Raw genomic sequence first — 18713 nt, forward strand, 5'->3', positions numbered from 1 at the left:
CAATGAGTATAGCAGATAACTTAAAATACATAGAGGAGCGAATTGCGGCAGCTGCCGAGCGGTCGGGCCGCCGGAGGGAGGACATCACGCTCATCGCGGTGTCGAAGAAAGTGGAGCCGGCGCGCATCTGCGAGGCCGCCGCCTGCGGCGTGACGGACATCGGCGAGAACTATGCCCAGGAGCTCACGGCAAAGCTCCCGGAGCTGCCGCAGGAGCTCAGAAAGCACTACATCGGCCATCTGCAGTCGAACAAGGTCAAGCTGCTCGTGGGCCGGGTCGAGACCATTCAGTCGGTGGACAGCGAACGCCTCGCCGCCGAGATCGAGCGCCGCGCGGCGGCGCTCGGCGTGCGCCAGAGGGTGCTCGTTGAGGTCAACCTCGGCAGCGAGCTGAGAAAGAGCGGCGTCGCGGCCGAGCAGGCGCCGGAGCTTGTGGAGCGGATCGCCGCATACCCCCACGTCGAGGCGGCGGGGCTCATGGCCATTCCGCCGCAGTGTGACAGCGAGAGCGAGGCGCGGCGCTATTTTGAGCGGCTGCACCGAATTTATGTTGACATCAAGAACAAAAAAATAGATAATACTAATATATGTCTTCTTTCGATGGGCATGTCGGCCGACTTTGAAGCGGCAATCGCCGAGGGGTCGAACATGGTGCGCATCGGAACGGCCATCTTCGGCAGCCGCACGTGAGCGCGGGGGGCATTTGACAGCGACGATACGACAGGATGTCTGATACAGAAGACCGTCACCATTGATTGGAGGTAACAGTATGGGAATGTTCAGTAAACTCAAGGATTTCATCGGCGCGGGGGACGACGACCTCTACGATGAGGAGGAAGAGGACGTCGGCATCTTTGCCATAGAGAAAGGCGTGTCCGGCGACGGCCGTGAGCGCGCGCCCGAGGAGAAGAAGGGCAGCTCCTACGAGACCCGCTACGAGTCGAAGTCCGCGGAGCAGAAGCGCAGCAACAAGGTCGTCAACATCCACACGACCGCGCAGCTGCAGGTCATTCTGGTCAAGCCCGAGCGCTTTGACGACGCGGCCGGCATCGCCGACCACCTAAACGAGAAGCGCACGATTGTTCTGAATCTCGAGTCCACCAACAAGGACGTCAGCCGCCGCCTTGTCGACTTTCTGTCGGGCGTGGCCTATGCCAACGGCGGCCAGATCAAAAAGGTGGCCAATTCCACCTTTATCATCACCCCCTACAACGTGGACATCATGGGGGATCTTCTCGACGAGCTCGAAAACAACGGCGTGTTCTTCTGACCGGATCGGAGTGAAACAGAATTAGATGAATACCGTTTTGTACTATGTCTGCCGTGTCGCGAGCAGCTTTCTGAGCGTCGTTCAGACGCTCCTCGTGCTGCGGGCGATACTCAGCTGGTTCGCCTACGCGAACCCGACGGTCGGGCGGATGTACGGGGCGCTTGCGAATTTGACGGAACCAATTGTGGTTCCGTTTCGCGCAATCACCGAGCGAATCCCGTTTCTGCGTGCCATTCCGCTCGATTTTTCCATCATTCTGACCTGGTTTGCGCTGGAAGTTCTGCGCAGACTGGTCTGGATGCTCTACTGACCCGGATGGATTGACCCGTAAAAACAGAGAAAACGGGAGGGGATGTAAAACCATGATCAACGCGGAGGATATCAAGAGCAAGCTCTTTCGAAAGCAGCTCAGCGGCTACAGCATCGCCGAGGTGGACCTCTTTCTGTCGGAGGTCTCGGCCGATGTGGAGGAGCTAAACCGCCAGAACGCCGAGCTTCTCTCGAAGATTGATCTGCTCATTGAGCGGCTCGACCAGTATGAGCAGCAGGAGGAGCAGATCAAGGCCGCCATTTTAAACGCCCAGCGCATGTGCGACAGCATGGTCAAGGACGCGCAGAGCCGCGCCGATCTGCTCATTCGCGACGCGGAGATCCGCGCCAAGAAGATTGTCGACAGCGCCGACGCCACCATTGAGAACAAAAAGCATGAGTTCGAGAGCCTCAAGGCCGAGGTCTCGCGCTTTCGCGGCGAACTCATTGACATGTACAAGTCCCATCTGGATGTGATCCGCGAGCTGCCCGCCTTTGAGAACCCGGAGGCGGACGCGACGCTGCCGCCGCCTGAGAGCGATGAGCAGCCCGAGCCGGAGCAGGACTATGCCGAGCCGCCGGCGTATGAGACCCGTGAGCCGGAGCCCGCACCCCAGCCGGAGACGGCGCGCAGCACGCCCGAGCCGGAGCCCGAGCGCAGCGCCCCCGAGCCGGAGGAGCCGGCGCCGAGCTACGATGTGATCGAGGAAGAGGAATACGAGTATGCCGGTTATGAGCCGGCACCCGTTTCGACGGGCTCTTTTACCGACACGGTGGACCTCGATTTTCACGAGGTCTATGACGATGAGAACGCGGACACCCGCGAGCTCACCGTGGAGGATATGCGCTTTGACGCGCCGGAGCCGGAGCGCAGCGCCCCGGAGCCCGAGCCCGAGAAGTCCCGCCGCAGCCGCTTTGCGGACATGCTCAAGTTCGGCGCCGACTACGACATCGACGGCGACGATGAGGATGACGACGAAGACGAGGACGACGAGGATGAGGACGAGGCGTTTGAGCGCCGCTTCTTCCGGCGGAAAAAATAGCCAGTATTTCCAGTATTTAAGGAGAGAAAACAATGAGCGTGGACTACAATAAGACACTCAATTTGCCCGAGACCGACTTCTCCATGCGGGCAAATCTGCCGACGAAAGAGCCCGAGATGCTCGCGGCGTGGGAGAGCGGCGGCTTCTATGAGAAGCTGCTGGAAAAAAACGAGGGCAAGCCCCTCTACATTCTGCACGACGGCCCTCCCTACGCCAACGGCGACATTCACACCGGGCACGCGCTCAACAAGATTTTAAAGGACTTCATCATCCGCTATAAGAACATGGCGGGCTTCAAGGCCCCCTATGTGCCGGGGTGGGACACCCACGGTCTGCCCATTGAGTCGCAGGCCATCAAAAAGCTCGGCATCAACCGCGCCGAGACGGGCCCGGTCGAGTTTCGGCGCATCTGCCGCGACTTTGCGCTCGGCTATGTCGACAACCAGCGCGAGCAGTTCAAGCGCCTCGGCGTGACCGGCGACTGGGAACACCCCTATCTGACCCTCACGCCCGACTTTGAGGCGCGCCAGATCGAGGTCTTCGGCGAGATGGCCAAAAAGGGCTACATCTACAAGGGCCTGCGCCCGGTGTACTGGTGCCCCCACGACGAGACGGCTCTCGCCGAGGCGGAGATCGAGTACAGCGAGGATCCCTGCACCTCCATCTATGTGAAGTTCAAGGTCAAGGACGACAGAGGCCTGATCTTCGACAGGGCGGCGGGCCTCGACTGCTATGTCGTGATCTGGACCACCACCACCTGGACGCTGCCTGGAAACGTCGCGATCTGCCTCGGGCCGGACTTTGAGTACTCGCTCATCCGCGCCGGAGAGGAGGCCTACCTCGTCGCGAGCGAGCGGGTGGACTATCTGCGCCAGGTCGCGGGTCTCGGCGAGGTCGAGGTGCTGGCCACCTACACGGGCCGCGAGCTCGAGTTTGTCACCACGCAGCACCCGTTTCTCGAGCGCGACTCGGTGCTCATCGTGGGCGACCATGTCACACTCGACAGCGGCACCGGCTGCGTACACACCGCGCCCGGCTTTGGCGCGGACGACTTCAACATCTGCCAGAACGCCTACAAGGGCATGTTCCCGGTTCTCGTGCCGGTGGACGGGCGCGGCGTTCTCACCGAGGAGGCGGGCGAGCTCTCGGCCGGCCTCTACTACGACAAGGCGAACAAGGTCATCTTCGACCATCTCAAAGAGACGGGCGCTCTGCTCGCGAGCGAGCAGCTGACCCACCAGTATCCCCACTGCTGGCGGTGTAAGAGCCCGATTCTCTTCCGCGTCACCGAGCAGTGGTTCTGCTCGGTGGAGGATTTCAAGCCCCAGACGCTCGAGGCGATTCGCGGGGTGAAGTGGTACCCGGCCTGGGGCGAGGAGCGCATCAGCGCCATGGTCACCGACCGGCGCGACTGGTGCATCTCGCGGCAGCGTCTGTGGGGCGTGCCGATTCCGATCTTCTACTGCCGCGAGTGCGGCGAGCCCATCATCAACGACGCGACCATCAAGGCGGTGGCCGACCTCTTCCGCCGCGAGGGCAGCGACGGCTGGTATGCGCACACGGCCGACGAGATTCTCGCCGGGGCGGGCGTCACCTGCGGCAAGTGCGGCGCGGCGGGCTTTGAGAAGGAGACCGACATCATGGACGTCTGGTTCGACTCCGGCTCGTCGCACACGGCTGTGCTCGAGCAGCGCGAGGGGCTCCAGTGGCCGGCCGACCTCTATCTCGAGGGCAACGACCAGCACCGCGGCTGGTTCCAGTCGTCGCTTCTGACGGCGGTCGCGACGCGGGGCGAGGCGCCCTACAAGGCGGTTCTGACCCACGGCATGGTGGTCGACGGCGAGGGCAGGAAGATGTCGAAGTCGCTCGGCAACGGCATCGACCCGATGGATGTGGTCAAGCAGAGCGGCGCCGACATTCTGCGCCTGTGGGTCTCCTCGGCCGACTACACGGGCGAGGTGCGCCTGTCCAAAGAGATTTTAAAGCAGCTCTCGGAGATCTACCGCAAGATCCGAAATACCGCGCGCTACATTCTCGGCAACCTCACCGGCTTTGATGTGAAAGCCGATATGGTCGCGCCCGCGGATATGGAGGAGATCGACCGCTGGGCCCTGTCGAAGCTCGACGAGCTCATCGCAAAGGTCACGGCGGCCTACGACAGCTTTGAGTTCTATCAGGTCTTCCATCTGGTTCACAACTTCTGCGTGGTGGACATGAGCAACTTCTACCTGGACGTCATCAAGGACCGCCTCTACTGCGAGGGGGCGCAGAGCCCTGAGCGCGCAAGCGCCCAGAGCGCCATGTTCCGCGTGCTCGACGCGCTGACGCGCATGATCGCGCCCATTCTCGCTTTCACCGCCGAGGAGATCTGGCACGCCATGCCCCACCTCGACGGGGAGGATACCGAGAGCGTCTTCTTCAACGGCTTCCCGAAGGCGGGCGAGGGCGCCGGCCTTGTGGACGGCGCCAAGTGGGAGCGCGTGCACGCGCTGCGCGACGACGTGAAAAAGGCGCTGGAGCTTGCGCGCAGCGAGAAGTTCATCGGCGCGGCGCTCGAGGGCAAGGTGGTGCTCCACGGCACGCCGGAGGCCATCGGCGAGATTCGCGCGATGGACGTGGATCTGGCGACCCTCTTCATCACCTCGGGCGTGGAGCTTGCCGACGACGGCCCCGGCAAGGGCTTTGCGGGCGAGAGCTTCGCGGGTGTGAGCGTGGAGGTTCTGAAAGCCGACGGCGAGAAGTGCGAGCGCTGCTGGCGGTATCTGCCGTCGGTGGGAAGCGTGGCGGAGCACCCGACGCTCTGCGAGCGCTGCGCCCACGTGGTCGGTAAACTGTAACAACACCATTTTGGGGCGGAGGAGATCCTCCGCCCTTTTTAAGGAGAATGACTGTGATCTGGATTGCCATCATCGCGGCGGGCGCAGCGCTCGACCGCATCTCAAAGGTGCTCGCAAGCCACTTTTTAAAGAGCGTGAACACCGTGCCGATCATAGAGAATGTCTTCCACCTGACCTATGTGGAAAACGACGGCGCGGCCTTTTCCATTCTGCGCGGGCAGAGGTGGCTGCTGGTCGTTGTGACCTGCATCGGCATCGCCGCGATTCTCTACGCGATCCTCTTCGGGAGAATCAAGTCGAAGACGCTGCTCTGGGCGCTGTCGCTGATTGCGGCGGGGGGCATCGGAAACCTGATCGACCGGCTGTTTCACCACGGGCGCGTCATCGACTACTTCGACTTTCGGCTGATCAACTTCCCTGTGTTCAATGTGGCCGACGTGCTCGTGACGGCGGGCGCGGTGCTGCTGTTTGTGTACATTCTGTTTTTCTTTGACAAGGGGGAGAAGCCCGCTCAGGGGGGAGCTGCCGATGAGGCATGAAATCGCAGCCGCGGCGGCCGATGAGGGCGAGAGGGCCGACCGCTTTCTCGCCGGCCGCATCGAGGAGCTGACCCGCTCGGCGGCGGCAAAGCTGCTCGAAGAGGGAAAAGTCACTACAAATGGTAATATCATATCAAAAAATTACAAAATAAGGCCGGGCGATGTGCTCGCAGTGGAGATTCCCGAGCCGGAGCTGCTCGCGGTGACGCCGCAGGAGATCCCGCTCGACATCGTCTACGAGGACGCAGAGCTGCTGGTTGTGAACAAGCCCCGCGGCATGGTGGTGCACCCGGCGGCGGGCAACTACTCGGGCACGCTCGTCAACGCCCTGATGGCCCACTGCCGGGACAGTCTCTCCGGCATCAACGGGGTCATCCGCCCGGGCATCGTGCACCGAATCGACAAGGACACGAGCGGTCTTCTCATTGTGGCGAAGACCAACGCCGCGCACCTGTCGCTCGCGGCGCAGATCAAAGAGCACAGCTTCAAGCGCGAGTACGAGGCGGTTCTCATCGGCTCGCTGCGCGACGACGCGGGCACGGTGGACCGCCCCATCGGCCGCAGCGAGCGCGACCGCAAGAAGATGGCCGTCACCGACAAAAACAGCCGCCCGGCCGTCACCCACTATGAGGTGATCGGGCGCTACCCGGGCTACACCCATGTGCGCTGCCGGCTCGAGACCGGGCGCACGCACCAGATTCGCGTGCACATGGCGAGCATCGGCCACCCGGTCGCGGGCGATGAGGTGTACGGGCCGAAGCGCCAGGGTCTGCCCTTTGCCGGGCAGTGTCTGCACGCGCGCACCATCGGCTTTGTGCACCCGGCGAGCGGCGAGTGGATGGAATTTGACAGCGGTCTGCCGGAATATTTTGCCCGGTTCTTGACAAAGCTTGCGCAGCGTGGTATAAAATAAAGCGGTGTGAGAAGCCGCAGAGGCCTCGCACACAAGTAAATAGGCACAGGGGTGCTGGGAGCCATTCCCGGCTGAGATGGGGCAAAACGCAGCCCCGGGCCCTCAAACCTGATCCGGATAATGCCGGCGTAGGAAAGGCTTTCAGTGGGCTTTTTGGGTCCGTTTCCTATGGGAGACGGACCCTTTCTTTTTTGCCCCGGCGGGTCCGAAATAAGAGGAGGACAAGACAATGCAGACAACAAGAATCAGTAAGGCGAGAGTCATCGCGGAGTGCGGCATCATGCTCGCGATCGCGTATGTGCTCTCCATGTTCAAGCTGTGGGAGATGCCGCAGGGCGGCTCGGTCACGTTTCTGTCCATGCTGCCGGTGCTGCTCGCGGGGTACCGCGTGGGGCCGAAGTGGGGGCTTGTGATGGGCTTTGCCTACTCGCTGCTGCAGCTCGTATTCGACTTTCGCGGGCTCGGCGTGTCGGGAACGGCGCTCGCGCTGGCGGTGGTCTTTGACTACCTGATTCCCTTTACGGCGCTCGGCCTTGCGGGCCTGTTCAAAAAGCTCAAATACGGCTTCCCGATCGGCTGCGGTGTGATGATCTTCGTGCGCTTTCTCTGCCATCTGGTCTCGGGCATCGCCGTGTGGAGCGTGTGGGCGCCCGAGGGCATGAGCCCGTTTATGTATTCGCTGGCCTACAACGGCTCCTACATGGGGATTGAGTTTGTGGCCACCGTCGTGGTCGCCGTGGTGCTGACGAGGATTGATTCGTTCAACAAGTACATCAACCAGACTCTGTGAGACAAGAGCGGGGGAGCGGGCTGCGGTCCGCTCCCCTTTGCGCGGGCGGGAGAACGAGGCCCGCGCCGCGACGCAGGAGCCGTCCCCGGCCGGGGGCGGCTCCTGTTTACAGTTTTGCCCCGGTGTGGTATCATAGCAGGGTATGTGAGAGGGGAGGCTGTCGGATTGGAACCGATTTTTCGTGGCTTGCTTCTCGTGTCGGACTTTGACGGGACACTCGCCGCGCACGGAAGCTACATTTCAGAAAAAAACGACGCGGCGATTCGCCGCTTCATCGAGCTCGGCGGGCGCTTCACCATCAGCACGGGCCGCGCGCCCGGCTCGATCTGCGAGCGCATTGGGCAGATTCCCGTCAACGCCCCGCTGCTGTGCAGCAACGGCTCGACTTTCTTTGAGCGCGACCGGGGAAAGGTGCTCTGGTGTCACCCGATTGAGACCGGGCTGATTCACCGCATTGTCCGCGAGGTCTATGAGCAGTTTCCCGGCACCGCCATCGAGATCTTTGAAAACGACACGCTCTATCTGCTGCGGCGAAACAGCTACTCGGACCGCCACACCGAGATGGAGACCGCGGTGATCGTGCCCTGCACGCCCGAGCGGCTGCCGCAGGTGATCACGAAAGTCATTTTTGTCGATGAGAACGCGGCGCTTCAGAAAGTGCGCGCGCACCTTGTCAGGCAGGGCCACGAGATCGAGCATGTGTTCACCTATGTGAGCTATCTTGAGCTGATGAAGCGGGGCGTGGACAAGGGCTCGGGCCTGCGCGAAATCGCGGAGTATCTCGGAATCGAAAGGGAGAAGACCGCGGCGGTCGGAGACTACTACAACGACATTCCCATGCTCCGGCAGGCGGCGCTCGGCGCGGCGGTGGCAAACGCGCTGCCCGAGGTGCGCGAGGCGGCGGACGTCGTGGTCTGCAGCAACGCCGAGGGGGCGGTCGCCGAGGTGATCGCAGAGCTGGAACGGCGCGTCCGCAGCGGCCTTTTGGGCTGAAAAAGCGCCCCGAAAGATTTGACAACGGGCGCGCAAACCGATAGAATAGACAGTGGCGGCGGATGCCTTGTCCGCCCGCGTACCGAAGTGGAAAAACAAAATTTACCATAAGGGGGACATACCATGGATGCTATGGAAAACAAGCGTCTGCAAGCGACGGCCGCAAAGGTGAGACTGGGCGCCGTTGAGGCGGTCTACTCGGCCAAATCCGGCCATCCCGGCGGGTCTCTGTCCATTGCGGACATTCTGACCTACCTCTATTTCAAAGAGATGAACATCGACCCGAAAAACCCGAAGTGGGAGGATCGCGACCGCTTCGTGCTCTCCAAGGGGCACACGTCGCCGGCCTACTACTCGACGCTCGCCCACCGCGGCTTCTTTGACGTGGAGCTGCTTAAGACGTTCCGCAAGCCCGACAGCATCTTGCAGGGCCACCCGGACATGAAGCACATCCCCGGCGTCGACATGACCACGGGCTCGCTGGGTCTCGGCCTTTCGGCCGCCTGCGGCATGGCGCTCTCGGGCAAGCTCTACAACAAGGACTACCGCGTCTACGCGGCCGTCGGCGACGGCGAGAGCCAGGAGGGCCAGATCTGGGAGGCCGCCATGTTCGCCGCCCACTACAAGCTCGACAACCTCTGTGTCGTCATCGACTCGAACGGCCTTCAGATCGACGGGCCGGTCACCGAGGTCATGAGCCCGCTGCCCTTTGACAAGAAGTTTGAGGCGTTCAACTGGAACGTCATCTGCATCGACGGCCACAACTTCGACGAGATCGAGGCGGCCTACAAGGCGGCGCGCGCGTGCAAGGGCAAACCGACCGCCATCATCGCCAAGACCGTCAAGGGCAAGGGCGTCTCGTTCATGGAGAACAACGTCGGCTGGCACGGCGCGGCCCCGAACGACGAGCAGTACAAGACCGCGGTGGAAGATTTGACCGCGATTCTCAAGAAAGCGGAGGTGTGAGACCATGGCTGACAAGATTGCAACCAGAGAAGCTTACGGCGCGGCCCTTGCGGAGTTTGGCGCCGACCACGATTTCATCGTCATGGACGCCGACCTCGCTGCGGCGACCAAGACCGGCGTTTTCAAAAAGGCGTTCCCCGAGCGCTTCATCGACTGCGGCATCGCCGAGGGCAACATGATGTCGGCTGCGGCCGGCATCGCCTCGACCGGCAAGACCGTGTTTGCGAGCACCTTTGCGATGTTCGCCGCGGGCCGCGCGTTTGACGCGGTGAGAAACTCCATCGGCTACCCGCATCTCAACGTCAAGATCGGCGCGACCCACGCCGGTATCTCGGTCGGCGAGGACGGCGCGACCCACCAGTGCAACGAGGACATCGCGCTCATGCGCACCATTCCGGGCATGACGGTCATCAACCCCGCCGACGCCACCGAGGCGAGAGCCTGCGTCAAGTGGGCGATGGAGAACGAGGGTCCGGTCTACATGCGCTTCGGGCGCCTGGCCGTGCCGGTTCTGTTCGACCAGGACAGCTACAAGTTTGAAGTCGGCAAGGGCATTGTGCTCAAGGACGGCAAGGATGTCGCCATCTTCGCGACCGGTCTGATGGTCGCCGAGGCGATCGAGGCAGCGGAGTCGCTCAAGGCGGAGAGCATCGACGCCGCCGTCATCAACATTCACACCATCAAGCCCATCGACCGCGAGCTCATCACCGAGTACGCGAAAAAGTGCGGCTGCATCGTGACCGCTGAGGAGCACAGCGTCATCGGCGGTCTCGGCGGCGCGGTGAGCGAGGTCGTCAGCGAGACCTGCCCGGTGCCGGTTCTCAAAGTCGGCGTGATGGATACGTTCGGCAAGTCCGGCCCCGCGCCGAAGCTTCTGGAGCTGTTCCATCTCAAGGCGCCCGACATTGCGGCCATGGCGAAGAAAGCCGTCGCGCTCAAGAAGTAGGCGCCGATGGGAAAAGTGGAAAAGCTCGCCATCTTCGACATTGACGGCACGCTGCATGTGACGGCGGCCATGGCGATACCGGCCTACCAGAAAGTCATGCCCGAGTTCGGCTTTGCGCCCGCGAGCGACGAGGCGATCATCTCGTCGTTCGGCGACAACTCCGAGGAGATTTTGCGCAAGCTCGGCATCTCGGCCCCGCCCGACGTGATCGACGCGTTCAACGCGCGCATGAAGATCGTCGACTGGGAGATGATGAAAGAGCGCGGCCAGTTCTACCCCGGCGTGATGCAGACGCTCGCCCGGCTCAAAGAGGCGGGAATTCCCATGGCGGTCTGTTCGATGTGCACCGAGAACTACAGGCTTCAGATCTATGAGAAGTTCGGCATCGGCGAGTACATGAGCGGCTACCGCACCGAGGAGTGGGGCGACGACAAGATTGTCGTGCTCAAGAGTCTGCTCGACGAGTTTCAGCCCGAGCGGGCCGTCATGATCGGCGACCGGTTCTTCGATCTGCGCGCGGCGCGCGCAAACGGCATTCCGACCATCGGCTGCCTCTACGGCTACGCACCGGACGAGGTGCGCGACGCGGAGTACACGGTCGAGTCGGCCGACGAGCTCTTTGACACGATTGTCAGAGCGCTCAGCTAGAGTAAAGGAGAGAGACGGGGGACCCCCCGTCTCTTTTTTGCAAAAAATGGAAAGTTTACTTGACATCAATGGTGAGCTGTGGTATCCTGTGAATGGAAAGCGAACTTGACATGGAGGTGGTCGCTTGAAAAATCGGCTGGAAGAGCTGCGCCGGGCGCGCGGTCTTCGCCAGGAGGAGCTGGCCGAGGCGCTCTCGGTCACACGGCAGACCATCGGCTCGCTGGAGAACGGGCGGTACAACCCGTCGATTCTGCTCGCGATGAAGATCGCGCGCTACTTCAATCTGCCGGTGGAGGAAATTTTTATCTATGAGGAGGAGACTTAAATGAAAAAGTGGAAGATTCCGCTGTTGGGGCTCGGTATGATTCTGGCCTGCGGCGTGTGTATGCTCGGGGTGTTCGTGGTGACGGGGGAGGCGCAGAAGACCCTCTCGGGGCTTCTCATCGGCGTGGGCGCGGGCGTATTCGGCGCGTGTTTTGCCAATTTGGTCACGGCGCTGGTTCAGGCGAAAAACCCCCAGTATGCAAAGCGGGTCGAAATTGAAAAGACCGATGAGCGCAACCAGCGCATCAACACGCTCGCCAAGGCCAAGGCCTACGACGCGATGGTGACCCTCTTCGGGCTTCTGATGATCAGCTTTGTGCTCATGGGCGAGAGCATGCGCGCGGTGCTTTTCATGGTGGGCGCCTATCTGCTGGTCACGGCGATTCACATTTTCTATGTGAGCCGGTTTTCCAAGATGCTATGACCGCGGCGCAGAGACCCGGTGACGCGCCGGATTTCCAGCAGATCTGCGAGCGTGTGAGAAACCCGCTCTTTGAGAAATTCTGCGGGGAGCTCTGCGGGCGCTACGGTGCCGCCCCGCGGATTGAATACAGCCGGTGCAGCATGGAGCCGGGGTGGAATGTCAAATTCAGAAAGGCGGGCCGGGCGCTGTGCACCCTCTACCCGCGCGAGGGCTGGTTTACGGCCATGGTGGTCATCGGCCGGCGCGAGCTGGCCGAGGCCGAAGCGCTGCTTGAGAGATCACACAGCGGGCTGCGCGAAATTTTTGAGCGAACCCGCGAGGTCAACGGACAGAGATGGCTCATGATTGACCTGGAGGACGACGGCGAGCTCTGCTGCGATGCGCTGCGGCTCATCGAGATCAAAAGCCGCTGCTGACGGGGAAAGCGCGAAGCGGCACATGTTTAAAAGAGAAGAGAGAGCGGCAAAAGCCGCTCTCTCTTGATTTTTCTAACTGTTGCCTTGTAAGATCTCTTTATAGATGAATCCACAGTGCTTGAAGTTCATGCTCTCTGTTTAGACAAGCAATAGCATTATCAAGAAACTTAATATTCAGCCATCCGCCATAAGGTCTGCTGTCTCCAACGCAAAACCAACCCGTGTCGGAATCATAATAGCTTTTCCACGGCGATGCACTGTCATCCAATTGCCATGTGCCATAATCGTAGTCTTCTTCTAATTTTAAAGCACATTCTTTCACATCCACAGGCGCCTCTAATTTCTTTCGAATCCATGAGGTGCTCGGCGACAACCCGTATACCTGATTGGCGCACATATCCGTTGTTTGAAAGCCAATCTGTATATAGGCTATCTGTAATGTAATATCCGAATGTACCTCTGGCGATGTATCCATCCCTTTTTCATCTTTGTTATAGAATACTCGATTTTTTATCTGATTTTTTACTGCAGCATTCAACTTTGCCATTATTAAACCTCATTTCTTTACAAAATTAAAATGAACAATTGTATTGGTATCTAAGTCAATCACTAATTGCCACACTCCCTGAGCACCTCTGAAAGAGCCAGGTACTTCCCATCGAACTCCATTCGATAAAGCGCGATCTTTTATGGGCTGTCCGGCTTGCATTTTCGCTCCGATGAATCCTCGCTCTGCCGACGGCAGAGCAGTCTCTCGCCCTTGTCTCTCCACAAAAAACAGGCCGCCCCTTTGGGCGACCTGTTTTTGGCGGAGAGAGAGGGATTCGAACCCTCGGTGGGGTATTAGCCCACACACGATTTCCAATCGTGCGCCTTAGACCAGCTCAGCCATCTCTCCATAGCTGCTTGTCCAATTTGCGACTAGATAATAATACCAGACCAAGGCCCGGTTGTCAACGGTTTTTCGGGTTTTCACAGGGGCTGCGCGATCTCCGCGGCCACTTCCCGGGCGAGCGCTTCAAGCTCCTGCGGCATGCCCTGATCGGTGTTGGCCAGAACCCGGCAGCCCATCTGCCGGGCCTCCCAGAGATTCGCGACAAACTTCAGCGTCAGAAGATTCGCGGCGGTCTCCGCTTCGGCGACGGCGCTGCCCGCCGTGATGAGAAAATAGATCTTCTTCCTCTTTTCCACTCTGCGCCCGCGGCCGTAGGTCTGTGTGAAGCGCGGCTGCATGCGGTCGATGACCGCCTTGAGCGGGGCCGGAATCGAGTTGAAATAAATCGGATAGGCCACCAGAATCAGATCGGCCGCCTCGAGCGCCGCCGTCAGGCCGTCCATGTCGTCGCGCCGAAAGCACGCGCCCGTTTTGTCACACGCGCCGCACCCGATGCAGGGCGACACCGCCATGTCATAGGCGTCAAACCGGTCGACTTCGGCGCGCGGATACTGCCCGAGCACCGCGTCGAGCAGCCGCGCCGTGTGGCCCGCCCGCCGCGGCGAGCCGAAGAGAACACAGATTCTCATAGAGTCCCTCACAGTGTCGCGCTGTGGTCGCAGTACTCGCACAGCAGATTCGCCGGATTTTCCGCCGGGCGCTTGAAGCGCTGCGGCAGATAGAGCTCGTGGTTGGTGATGCAGCGCGGGTTGCGGCACCGCAACCCGTCCACATTCGAGCGCGGCGGCTGCGGCTCATAGCGCGCGCCGTCCTGCGTGAGCAGATAGAGCAGCGCCATGCGCACATACATGCCGTTTTCGGCCTGCTTGAAGTAGATGCACCGGCTGTCCTCATCGACTTCGTCGGTGATCTCGTCGATCTTCGGCAGCGGGTGCATGACGATCAGATCGCGCGGCGCGAGCGCCATCTTGGCCCGGTCGAGAATGTACTTGCCCGACTGCTCGTGATACTCCTCGTCGCTCGCGAAGCGCTCCTTTTGAATGCGCGTCATGTAGAGCACATCGAGCTCGCCGATGCAGTCCTCGATGCGGTCGACCTCGGTGTAGCGGCAGCCCGACGCCTCGAGCTCCTCAATGGTGTAGGCGGGCAGACGCAGCTCCTTGGTCGAAATCAGCGTAAAGCTGTTGCCCGGAAAGCGGATCAGCGCCTTGATCAGCGAGTGGACTGTGCGCCCGTTTTTCAGATCGCCGCAGAAGCCAACCCGGTTGCCCTCGAGGCTGCCGCGGTACTGCTTGATGGTGAGAAGATCGGTCAGGGTCTGGGTCGGGTGCATGTGGCCGCCGTCGCCGGCGTTTATCACCGGCACGCGCGAGTAGAGAGTCGCCGCCATGGCCGCTCCCTCGAGCGGGTGGCGCATGGCGATGGCGTCGACGTAGTTTGCCACGGTGCGCACGGTGTCCTTGAGATTTTCTCCCTTTGACACCGAGGAGTTGTAGGGGTCGGAAAAGCCGATGTAGCTGCCCCCGAGGCGCAGCATCGCGGCCTGAAACGAAAAGCGGGTGCGCGTGCTGGGCTCAAAAAACGTGGTGCCGAGCACCTTTCCCCGGCAGACGTCGGCGTAGTCGAGCGGCCGCTCGATCATCTGCGCCGCCGTGCGGCTGATCTGCTCCCAGTCGGAGAGGGGCATGTCCCCAAAATCACAAAGATGTCTGCTCTCCACACAGTTACCCCCTCGCATTTCTCTTCTTACTATCTTACCAGCCGGGGGCTCAAAAAACAACAGGCACTTGGCCGCGATTTCGACAAAAGTAAAATCCCAAAAGGATTTCCTTTTGGGATCTTTACCAACTGTATATGCTCAATTAGGAGTTCATAGCTTTTTCGATCATCTTTTTGACCATCTCGCCGCCGATGGAACCGGCCTGCTTGGAAGTCAGATCACCGTTGTAGCCCTGCTTCAGAGTGACGCCCACGGCGCTGGCCGCCTCGGTCTTATATCTGTTGAGAGCCTCTTTGTTCTTGCTGTTGGTGCTGTTAGCCATTTCGTTTTCATCTCCTTTACTTTTGTTCTGGGTGATTGCCCATTCCTAGTATCACCGCGCAGTCAAAACGTATGTATGGAATTTTCTGGTTTTTGAATCGCTCTGATCAGCGATGCGGAAACCTCCAGCGCGGTGTGCTGTTGTCCGTCCGCTTTCCGGGTGTATTCCCGGCTCTGAATGCGCCCGGTGAGCTCCACCTCGTCACCCACGCGAAGAAGATTTGCCCGCCGGGCCATGCTCTCCCAGCAGATCACGGGCAGATAGTCGCTGCGGCCGCCGGGCCGGCTCACGGCGAGAAGCAAGTCGGCGATCTGCCGCCCGGCCGGGGTCTCTCTGAGCGCCGGCGCGCGGCAGAGCCAGCCGCGAAGCGACACGCGGTTTTCATAGACAAAGGGCTGCGCCGCGGGCTGCACACGGTCGGGGTAGACCTGTAAAATCAGCCGTGAGCGGCCGTCCTCGCGCCGGTTCTGTGAGCCGAAGCGGCCCTCCACCGTCAAAACGTCGCCCTTGCGCGCCGCGTGTTCGAGCAAAACGGGCACGCGGTCGACAGCGCCGCTTCGCCGCTCGACAGAGAGCGCGCAGAGAAAACCGCCCCGGCAGGGCGCCGGCGGTTCGGCCACCCGGCCCGTCAGGCGGCAGCGGTTTGCGCTTTGAAAATTTGTCATAGTCGCCTCCTACAGAAGATCGGCCAGCCCCAGCGCGGCGCAGGCCGCGCAGAACGCGAGCACCTCGTAGTAGTCCTCCCCCACGGGGACGGGCATCACAATGTCCTGCTCGCCCACCTCGTGGCCGCGCAGATCGGCAAAGGAGCGCGAGATGCACACCGTCGCCTCGTCGGTCGCGACCGACGAGTAGGTCAGCGTATCCTTGCCGGTCATCCCGCAGGAGATGGTGTGTAGCCCCCGCTCCGAGAGCATGGCGAGAGCCTGCGCGTTTTTGCTGTCCACCACAGCGATGCCGTCGGCGGCGCCGGTGAGCGCGGCTGTGACCACGCGCGGCTCCACGCGGTTTTTCACCACCACAAGATCCTTCGGAAAGGCCGCAAGGCTCTGCCCGTCGTCGCCGTCATAGATCAGATAGTCGATGCACGCGAGCCCCTCGCGCGGCACGCGGAAGCCGTCGTCCGTCAGGTAGAGAAACTGCTTTTCGTGCCCGCTTAAAAAATCCAGAAGAAGCCTGCCGATTTTTTGATCCGCCCGCCTGCCAACGAGCAAAATGGTCTTCAAACATTCTCACCCGGCCTTATTTTCAGATTCACTGTTCAGTATCTGCATTCCGGCGTGATCTATGTAATAATTGTCCTTGTAAATCAGATCGTTGATGAGAACGAATTCATAGCCGTCCGCCTGAAGCGCCTCAATGACTCCGGGCAGCGCCGCGGGCGTGTTTTTCGCCGCGTTGTGAAAGAGCACAATCGAGCCGGGCTTGACCTTGCCGGTCACACGCTTGACAATGTCGGAGGACGGCGGGTCTTTCCAGTCGAGCGAGTCGACGTCCCACTGGATGACATAGTGGCCGACCTCTTTGGCCGTCTCGAGAACCGAGTTGCTGTAGTCGCCGTAGGGCGGGCGGATGAGGTTGCTCTTCTTGCCCGTGACGGCCTCAATTTTGTCGGAGCAGTCGGTGATCTCCTTTGCGATCTGGTCGCGCGAGAGCTGCGGCAGATGGGCGTGGGTCGACGAGTGGTTTTGGATGTCGTGCCCCGCGTCGGCGAGCGCCTTGACCGACTCGGGGTACTTGTCGACCCACTCGCCGACGACAAAGAACGTCGCCTTGACGTTGTACTTGCCGAGAATGTCAATGAGCATCTGCGTGTCCTCGTTGCCCCAGGCCGCGTCAAAGCTGATGGCGACCTTTTTGGTCTCGCCCACATCCACATTGTAAATGGGAATCTGGCGCTTTTCGGTGGCGGCCGCAATAAAATTCAGGGTGTTCCTGTAATTGATGCCGAAAAACAGCACCAGACACAGCGCGATCACCGAAAACGAGCCGAGCATCTTTTTCGTCACAACAAACACTTTCATAAGCTTCCCTCACACCGCGAACCCGCGGCGCCGCGTTTGCGGCAGCGGCGCGCCAATACTACTGATAATACCTATTCCCGAAAAAGGCGCATTATGTGACGACATCTTGTCTTTTTTCAAAAATTTTAGGTGTTGTCCTCGTAAAATGGGACATGTTTTTCGACACCGCCGCGCAATTGTCACTTTTTTCTTGCCCCGGTTCTGTGATAAGATAGAGAAAACCGAACGCAAAGGAGCAATTCGTATGACGCAGACGACCAATACGCTGATCACATCCGACGGCGCAAAGCTCTATTTCAAACGGTTTCTGCCCGATGGGCACCCGCGCGCGCTGCTGTGCATCGTGCACGGGCTCGGCGAGCACATCGACCGCTACACCCGCATGGCCGAGTTCTACACGGCCCAGGGCTTTGCCGTCTTCGGCATCGACAACCGCGGCCACGGCCGCACCCAGGCCCCCGGCGGACCCGGTCACGCCGCGCCGCGCCGCCTCGTGCTCGACGATGTGGCCCTCGAGCTGCGCACCATGAAAAAGGAGTATCCCGATCTGCCCGTGTTTCTCTACGGCCACAGCCTCGGGGGCAACATCGTGCTCTCCTACCGTACGCTGCGCGGCGACATGGTCGACGCCTATGTGGTCACGTCGCCCTGGCTCATCCTCGCGCAGCCGCTCTCAAAGCCAAAGGAGCTCGGCGGCCGGCTGCTGGCAAAGCTCAAGCCCGCCGCGCCCATAGAGACCGGGCTTGACGCCGCCGGCATCTCCACCGTCCGCGACGAGGTCGAGCAGTACCGCCGCGACCCGCTGGTACACGGCAAGATCTCGGCGCTCACCGCCATGGAATCGCTGGACCTGGCCAAAGAGATGCTCGCCCGCGCGGGTGATATCCACTCGCCGATTCTGCTCATCCACGGCGACAGCGACCCCATCTGCTCGGTTGAGGGCTCGCGCCTCTACGCGAAGAACTCGGGGGACTGGCTGCGCTATGTCGAGTTCCCCGGCGTGCGCCACGAGGTCCACAACGACACCTCCCGCGAAACGCTCTATGAGACTGTGCTCGCCTTTCTCGAGGAGCACATCAAGAAATAGCGTCACATTGTATCCCCCCTCTCTTTCGAGAGGGGGGAATTTTCATATATAGGAGAAAAGAAGTAAGCAAAGGTAACAAAAAGGAGGCGGGGAATTATAGAATAATTCTAACTCATGTGTTACGATATTATTAATTCTAACACATGAGGAGGAATGTGGAATATGCCATATGATGCAGACGAGACCATCGTCTACAACAGCAAGACCGGCCGGTGGGAGACCATGACCGGCAAACCTGTCAACATGCC

The 18713-nt window shown here is 60.6% G+C and carries 23 protein-coding genes, 1 tRNA gene and 1 riboswitch; of the genes, 16 read left to right on the top strand and 8 right to left on the bottom strand.

Annotated elements, in window-relative coordinates:
- Nucleotides 1-2 precede the first annotated feature (2 nt).
- From H8695_RS08955 to H8695_RS09025, 15 genes are all read left to right on the top strand, one after another.
- The gene (locus H8695_RS08955) at nucleotides 3-689 is read left to right on the top strand and encodes a YggS family pyridoxal phosphate-dependent enzyme (RefSeq protein ID WP_249300742.1); all 687 of its coding nucleotides are present in this window, start codon (nucleotides 3-5) and stop codon (nucleotides 687-689) included.
- Between the two features lie 79 nt (nucleotides 690-768).
- Nucleotides 769-1269 (top strand): cell division protein SepF, encoded by a 501-nt coding sequence (locus H8695_RS08960; protein ID WP_249300744.1) that lies wholly within the window; start codon nucleotides 769-771, stop codon nucleotides 1267-1269.
- Between the two features lie 25 nt (nucleotides 1270-1294).
- Nucleotides 1295-1579 (top strand): YggT family protein, encoded by a 285-nt coding sequence (locus H8695_RS08965; protein WP_249300746.1) that lies wholly within the window; start codon nucleotides 1295-1297, stop codon nucleotides 1577-1579.
- Between the two features lie 52 nt (nucleotides 1580-1631).
- The gene (locus tag H8695_RS08970) at nucleotides 1632-2621 is read left to right on the top strand and encodes a DivIVA domain-containing protein (protein ID WP_249300748.1); all 990 of its coding nucleotides are present in this window, start codon (nucleotides 1632-1634) and stop codon (nucleotides 2619-2621) included.
- Between the two features lie 32 nt (nucleotides 2622-2653).
- Nucleotides 2654-5458, top strand: coding sequence for an isoleucine--tRNA ligase (ileS, locus tag H8695_RS08975; RefSeq protein ID WP_283243655.1), 2805 nt, complete (start codon nucleotides 2654-2656; stop codon nucleotides 5456-5458).
- A 47-nt stretch (nucleotides 5459-5505) separates the two neighbouring features.
- The gene (lspA, locus tag H8695_RS08980) at nucleotides 5506-5997 is read left to right on the top strand and encodes a signal peptidase II (RefSeq protein ID WP_249300750.1); all 492 of its coding nucleotides are present in this window, start codon (nucleotides 5506-5508) and stop codon (nucleotides 5995-5997) included.
- Nucleotides 5987-6910: an RluA family pseudouridine synthase gene (locus tag H8695_RS08985; RefSeq protein WP_249300752.1), complete on the top strand. Its 924-nt coding sequence runs from the start codon at nucleotides 5987-5989 to the stop codon at nucleotides 6908-6910. Before lspA ends, H8695_RS08985 begins: the two co-directional genes overlap by 11 nt.
- 37 nt (nucleotides 6911-6947) lie before the next feature.
- Nucleotides 6948-7062, top strand: a riboswitch (TPP riboswitch).
- A gap of 77 nt (nucleotides 7063-7139) precedes the next feature.
- Entirely contained in the window at nucleotides 7140-7700 is a 561-nt protein-coding gene (gene thiT, locus H8695_RS08990; RefSeq protein WP_249300754.1) for an energy-coupled thiamine transporter ThiT, read from the top strand.
- 165 nt (nucleotides 7701-7865) lie between these two features.
- Nucleotides 7866-8693, top strand: a complete 828-nt coding sequence (locus H8695_RS08995; RefSeq protein ID WP_249300756.1) for a Cof-type HAD-IIB family hydrolase — start codon at nucleotides 7866-7868, stop codon at nucleotides 8691-8693.
- Nucleotides 8694-8816: 123 nt separating this feature from the next.
- Complete coding sequence (locus H8695_RS09000; RefSeq protein ID WP_346726808.1) at nucleotides 8817-9659, top strand: transketolase; 843 nt, start codon at nucleotides 8817-8819, stop codon at nucleotides 9657-9659.
- 4 nt (nucleotides 9660-9663) lie between these two features.
- Complete coding sequence (locus tag H8695_RS09005) at nucleotides 9664-10605, top strand: transketolase family protein (protein ID WP_249300757.1); 942 nt, start codon at nucleotides 9664-9666, stop codon at nucleotides 10603-10605.
- Between the two features lie 6 nt (nucleotides 10606-10611).
- Entirely contained in the window at nucleotides 10612-11253 is a 642-nt protein-coding gene (locus tag H8695_RS09010) for an HAD family hydrolase (RefSeq protein ID WP_249300759.1), read from the top strand.
- 124 nt (nucleotides 11254-11377) lie between these two features.
- Complete coding sequence (locus H8695_RS09015; protein ID WP_249300761.1) at nucleotides 11378-11578, top strand: helix-turn-helix transcriptional regulator; 201 nt, start codon at nucleotides 11378-11380, stop codon at nucleotides 11576-11578.
- The gene (locus tag H8695_RS09020; protein WP_249300763.1) at nucleotides 11579-12001 is read left to right on the top strand and encodes a DUF6442 family protein; all 423 of its coding nucleotides are present in this window, start codon (nucleotides 11579-11581) and stop codon (nucleotides 11999-12001) included. It begins immediately after the preceding gene.
- On the top strand, nucleotides 11998-12417 hold the full coding sequence (locus H8695_RS09025) for a DUF3788 domain-containing protein (RefSeq protein ID WP_249300764.1): 420 nt from the start codon (nucleotides 11998-12000) through the stop codon (nucleotides 12415-12417). The genes H8695_RS09020 and H8695_RS09025 overlap by 4 nt, the downstream gene beginning before the upstream one ends.
- Nucleotides 12418-12514: 97 nt before the next feature.
- On the opposite strand, the gene H8695_RS09030 is transcribed toward H8695_RS09025, so the two are convergent.
- The 8 genes from H8695_RS09030 to H8695_RS09065 form a co-directional block, all read right to left on the bottom strand.
- A complete protein-coding gene (locus H8695_RS09030; protein WP_249300767.1) occupies nucleotides 12515-12964 on the bottom strand; it encodes a hypothetical protein in 450 nt (149 codons plus the stop codon).
- A gap of 259 nt (nucleotides 12965-13223) precedes the next feature.
- A tRNA-Ser gene (locus tag H8695_RS09035) sits at nucleotides 13224-13315 on the bottom strand.
- A 74-nt stretch (nucleotides 13316-13389) separates the two neighbouring features.
- Nucleotides 13390-13941, bottom strand: a complete 552-nt coding sequence (locus H8695_RS09040) for a flavodoxin family protein (RefSeq protein ID WP_249300769.1) — start codon at nucleotides 13939-13941, stop codon at nucleotides 13390-13392.
- An 8-nt stretch (nucleotides 13942-13949) separates the two neighbouring features.
- Nucleotides 13950-15032 carry an aspartate carbamoyltransferase gene (gene pyrB / locus H8695_RS09045; protein ID WP_249300771.1) on the bottom strand — a complete coding sequence of 361 codons (1083 nt, stop codon included), beginning with the start codon at nucleotides 15030-15032 and terminating at the stop codon, nucleotides 13950-13952.
- A 142-nt stretch (nucleotides 15033-15174) separates the two neighbouring features.
- Entirely contained in the window at nucleotides 15175-15354 is a 180-nt protein-coding gene (locus H8695_RS09050) for an alpha/beta-type small acid-soluble spore protein (RefSeq protein ID WP_249300772.1), read from the bottom strand.
- Nucleotides 15355-15416: 62 nt separating this feature from the next.
- A complete protein-coding gene (locus tag H8695_RS09055; protein WP_249300774.1) occupies nucleotides 15417-16019 on the bottom strand; it encodes a single-stranded DNA-binding protein in 603 nt (200 codons plus the stop codon).
- 9 nt (nucleotides 16020-16028) lie between these two features.
- Nucleotides 16029-16580, bottom strand: a complete 552-nt coding sequence (locus H8695_RS09060) for a hypothetical protein (protein ID WP_249300777.1) — start codon at nucleotides 16578-16580, stop codon at nucleotides 16029-16031.
- 6 nt (nucleotides 16581-16586) lie between these two features.
- Nucleotides 16587-17378: a polysaccharide deacetylase family protein gene (locus tag H8695_RS09065; RefSeq protein WP_249300779.1), complete on the bottom strand. Its 792-nt coding sequence runs from the start codon at nucleotides 17376-17378 to the stop codon at nucleotides 16587-16589.
- Between the two features lie 244 nt (nucleotides 17379-17622).
- Between H8695_RS09065 and H8695_RS09070 the strand changes: the two genes are divergently transcribed.
- Nucleotides 17623-18465, top strand: coding sequence for an alpha/beta hydrolase (locus H8695_RS09070; RefSeq protein ID WP_249300781.1), 843 nt, complete (start codon nucleotides 17623-17625; stop codon nucleotides 18463-18465).
- The last annotated feature ends 248 nt before the right edge of the window (nucleotides 18466-18713 follow it).

Origin of the sequence: Feifania hominis (assembly GCF_014384765.1) — a bacterium.
Classification (GTDB): Bacteria; Bacillota; Clostridia; order Oscillospirales; family Feifaniaceae; genus Feifania; species Feifania hominis.

Bases quoted from the DNA above. Each gene is read 5' to 3' on its own strand.
- H8695_RS08955 (WP_249300742.1), top strand. From the start codon at position 3: ATGAGTATAGCAGATAACTTAAAATACATAGAGGAGCGAATTGCGGCA.
- H8695_RS08960 (WP_249300744.1), top strand. From the start codon at position 769: ATGGGAATGTTCAGTAAACTCAAGGATTTCATCGGCGCGGGGGACGAC.
- H8695_RS08965 (WP_249300746.1), top strand. From the start codon at position 1,295: ATGAATACCGTTTTGTACTATGTCTGCCGTGTCGCGAGCAGCTTTCTG.
- H8695_RS08970 (WP_249300748.1), top strand. From the start codon at position 1,632: ATGATCAACGCGGAGGATATCAAGAGCAAGCTCTTTCGAAAGCAGCTC.
- ileS (WP_283243655.1), top strand. From the start codon at position 2,654: ATGAGCGTGGACTACAATAAGACACTCAATTTGCCCGAGACCGACTTC.
- lspA (WP_249300750.1), top strand. From the start codon at position 5,506: ATGACTGTGATCTGGATTGCCATCATCGCGGCGGGCGCAGCGCTCGAC.
- H8695_RS08985 (WP_249300752.1), top strand. From the start codon at position 5,987: ATGAGGCATGAAATCGCAGCCGCGGCGGCCGATGAGGGCGAGAGGGCC.
- thiT (WP_249300754.1), top strand. From the start codon at position 7,140: ATGCAGACAACAAGAATCAGTAAGGCGAGAGTCATCGCGGAGTGCGGC.
- H8695_RS09000 (WP_346726808.1), top strand. From the start codon at position 8,817: ATGGATGCTATGGAAAACAAGCGTCTGCAAGCGACGGCCGCAAAGGTG.
- H8695_RS09005 (WP_249300757.1), top strand. From the start codon at position 9,664: ATGGCTGACAAGATTGCAACCAGAGAAGCTTACGGCGCGGCCCTTGCG.
- H8695_RS09010 (WP_249300759.1), top strand. From the start codon at position 10,612: ATGGGAAAAGTGGAAAAGCTCGCCATCTTCGACATTGACGGCACGCTG.
- H8695_RS09020 (WP_249300763.1), top strand. From the start codon at position 11,579: ATGAAAAAGTGGAAGATTCCGCTGTTGGGGCTCGGTATGATTCTGGCC.
- H8695_RS09025 (WP_249300764.1), top strand. From the start codon at position 11,998: ATGACCGCGGCGCAGAGACCCGGTGACGCGCCGGATTTCCAGCAGATC.
- H8695_RS09030 (WP_249300767.1), bottom strand. From the start codon at position 12,964: ATGGCAAAGTTGAATGCTGCAGTAAAAAATCAGATAAAAAATCGAGTA.
- H8695_RS09040 (WP_249300769.1), bottom strand. From the start codon at position 13,941: ATGAGAATCTGTGTTCTCTTCGGCTCGCCGCGGCGGGCGGGCCACACG.
- H8695_RS09050 (WP_249300772.1), bottom strand. From the start codon at position 15,354: ATGGCTAACAGCACCAACAGCAAGAACAAAGAGGCTCTCAACAGATAT.
- H8695_RS09055 (WP_249300774.1), bottom strand. From the start codon at position 16,019: ATGACAAATTTTCAAAGCGCAAACCGCTGCCGCCTGACGGGCCGGGTG.
- H8695_RS09065 (WP_249300779.1), bottom strand. From the start codon at position 17,378: ATGAAAGTGTTTGTTGTGACGAAAAAGATGCTCGGCTCGTTTTCGGTG.
- H8695_RS09070 (WP_249300781.1), top strand. From the start codon at position 17,623: ATGACGCAGACGACCAATACGCTGATCACATCCGACGGCGCAAAGCTC.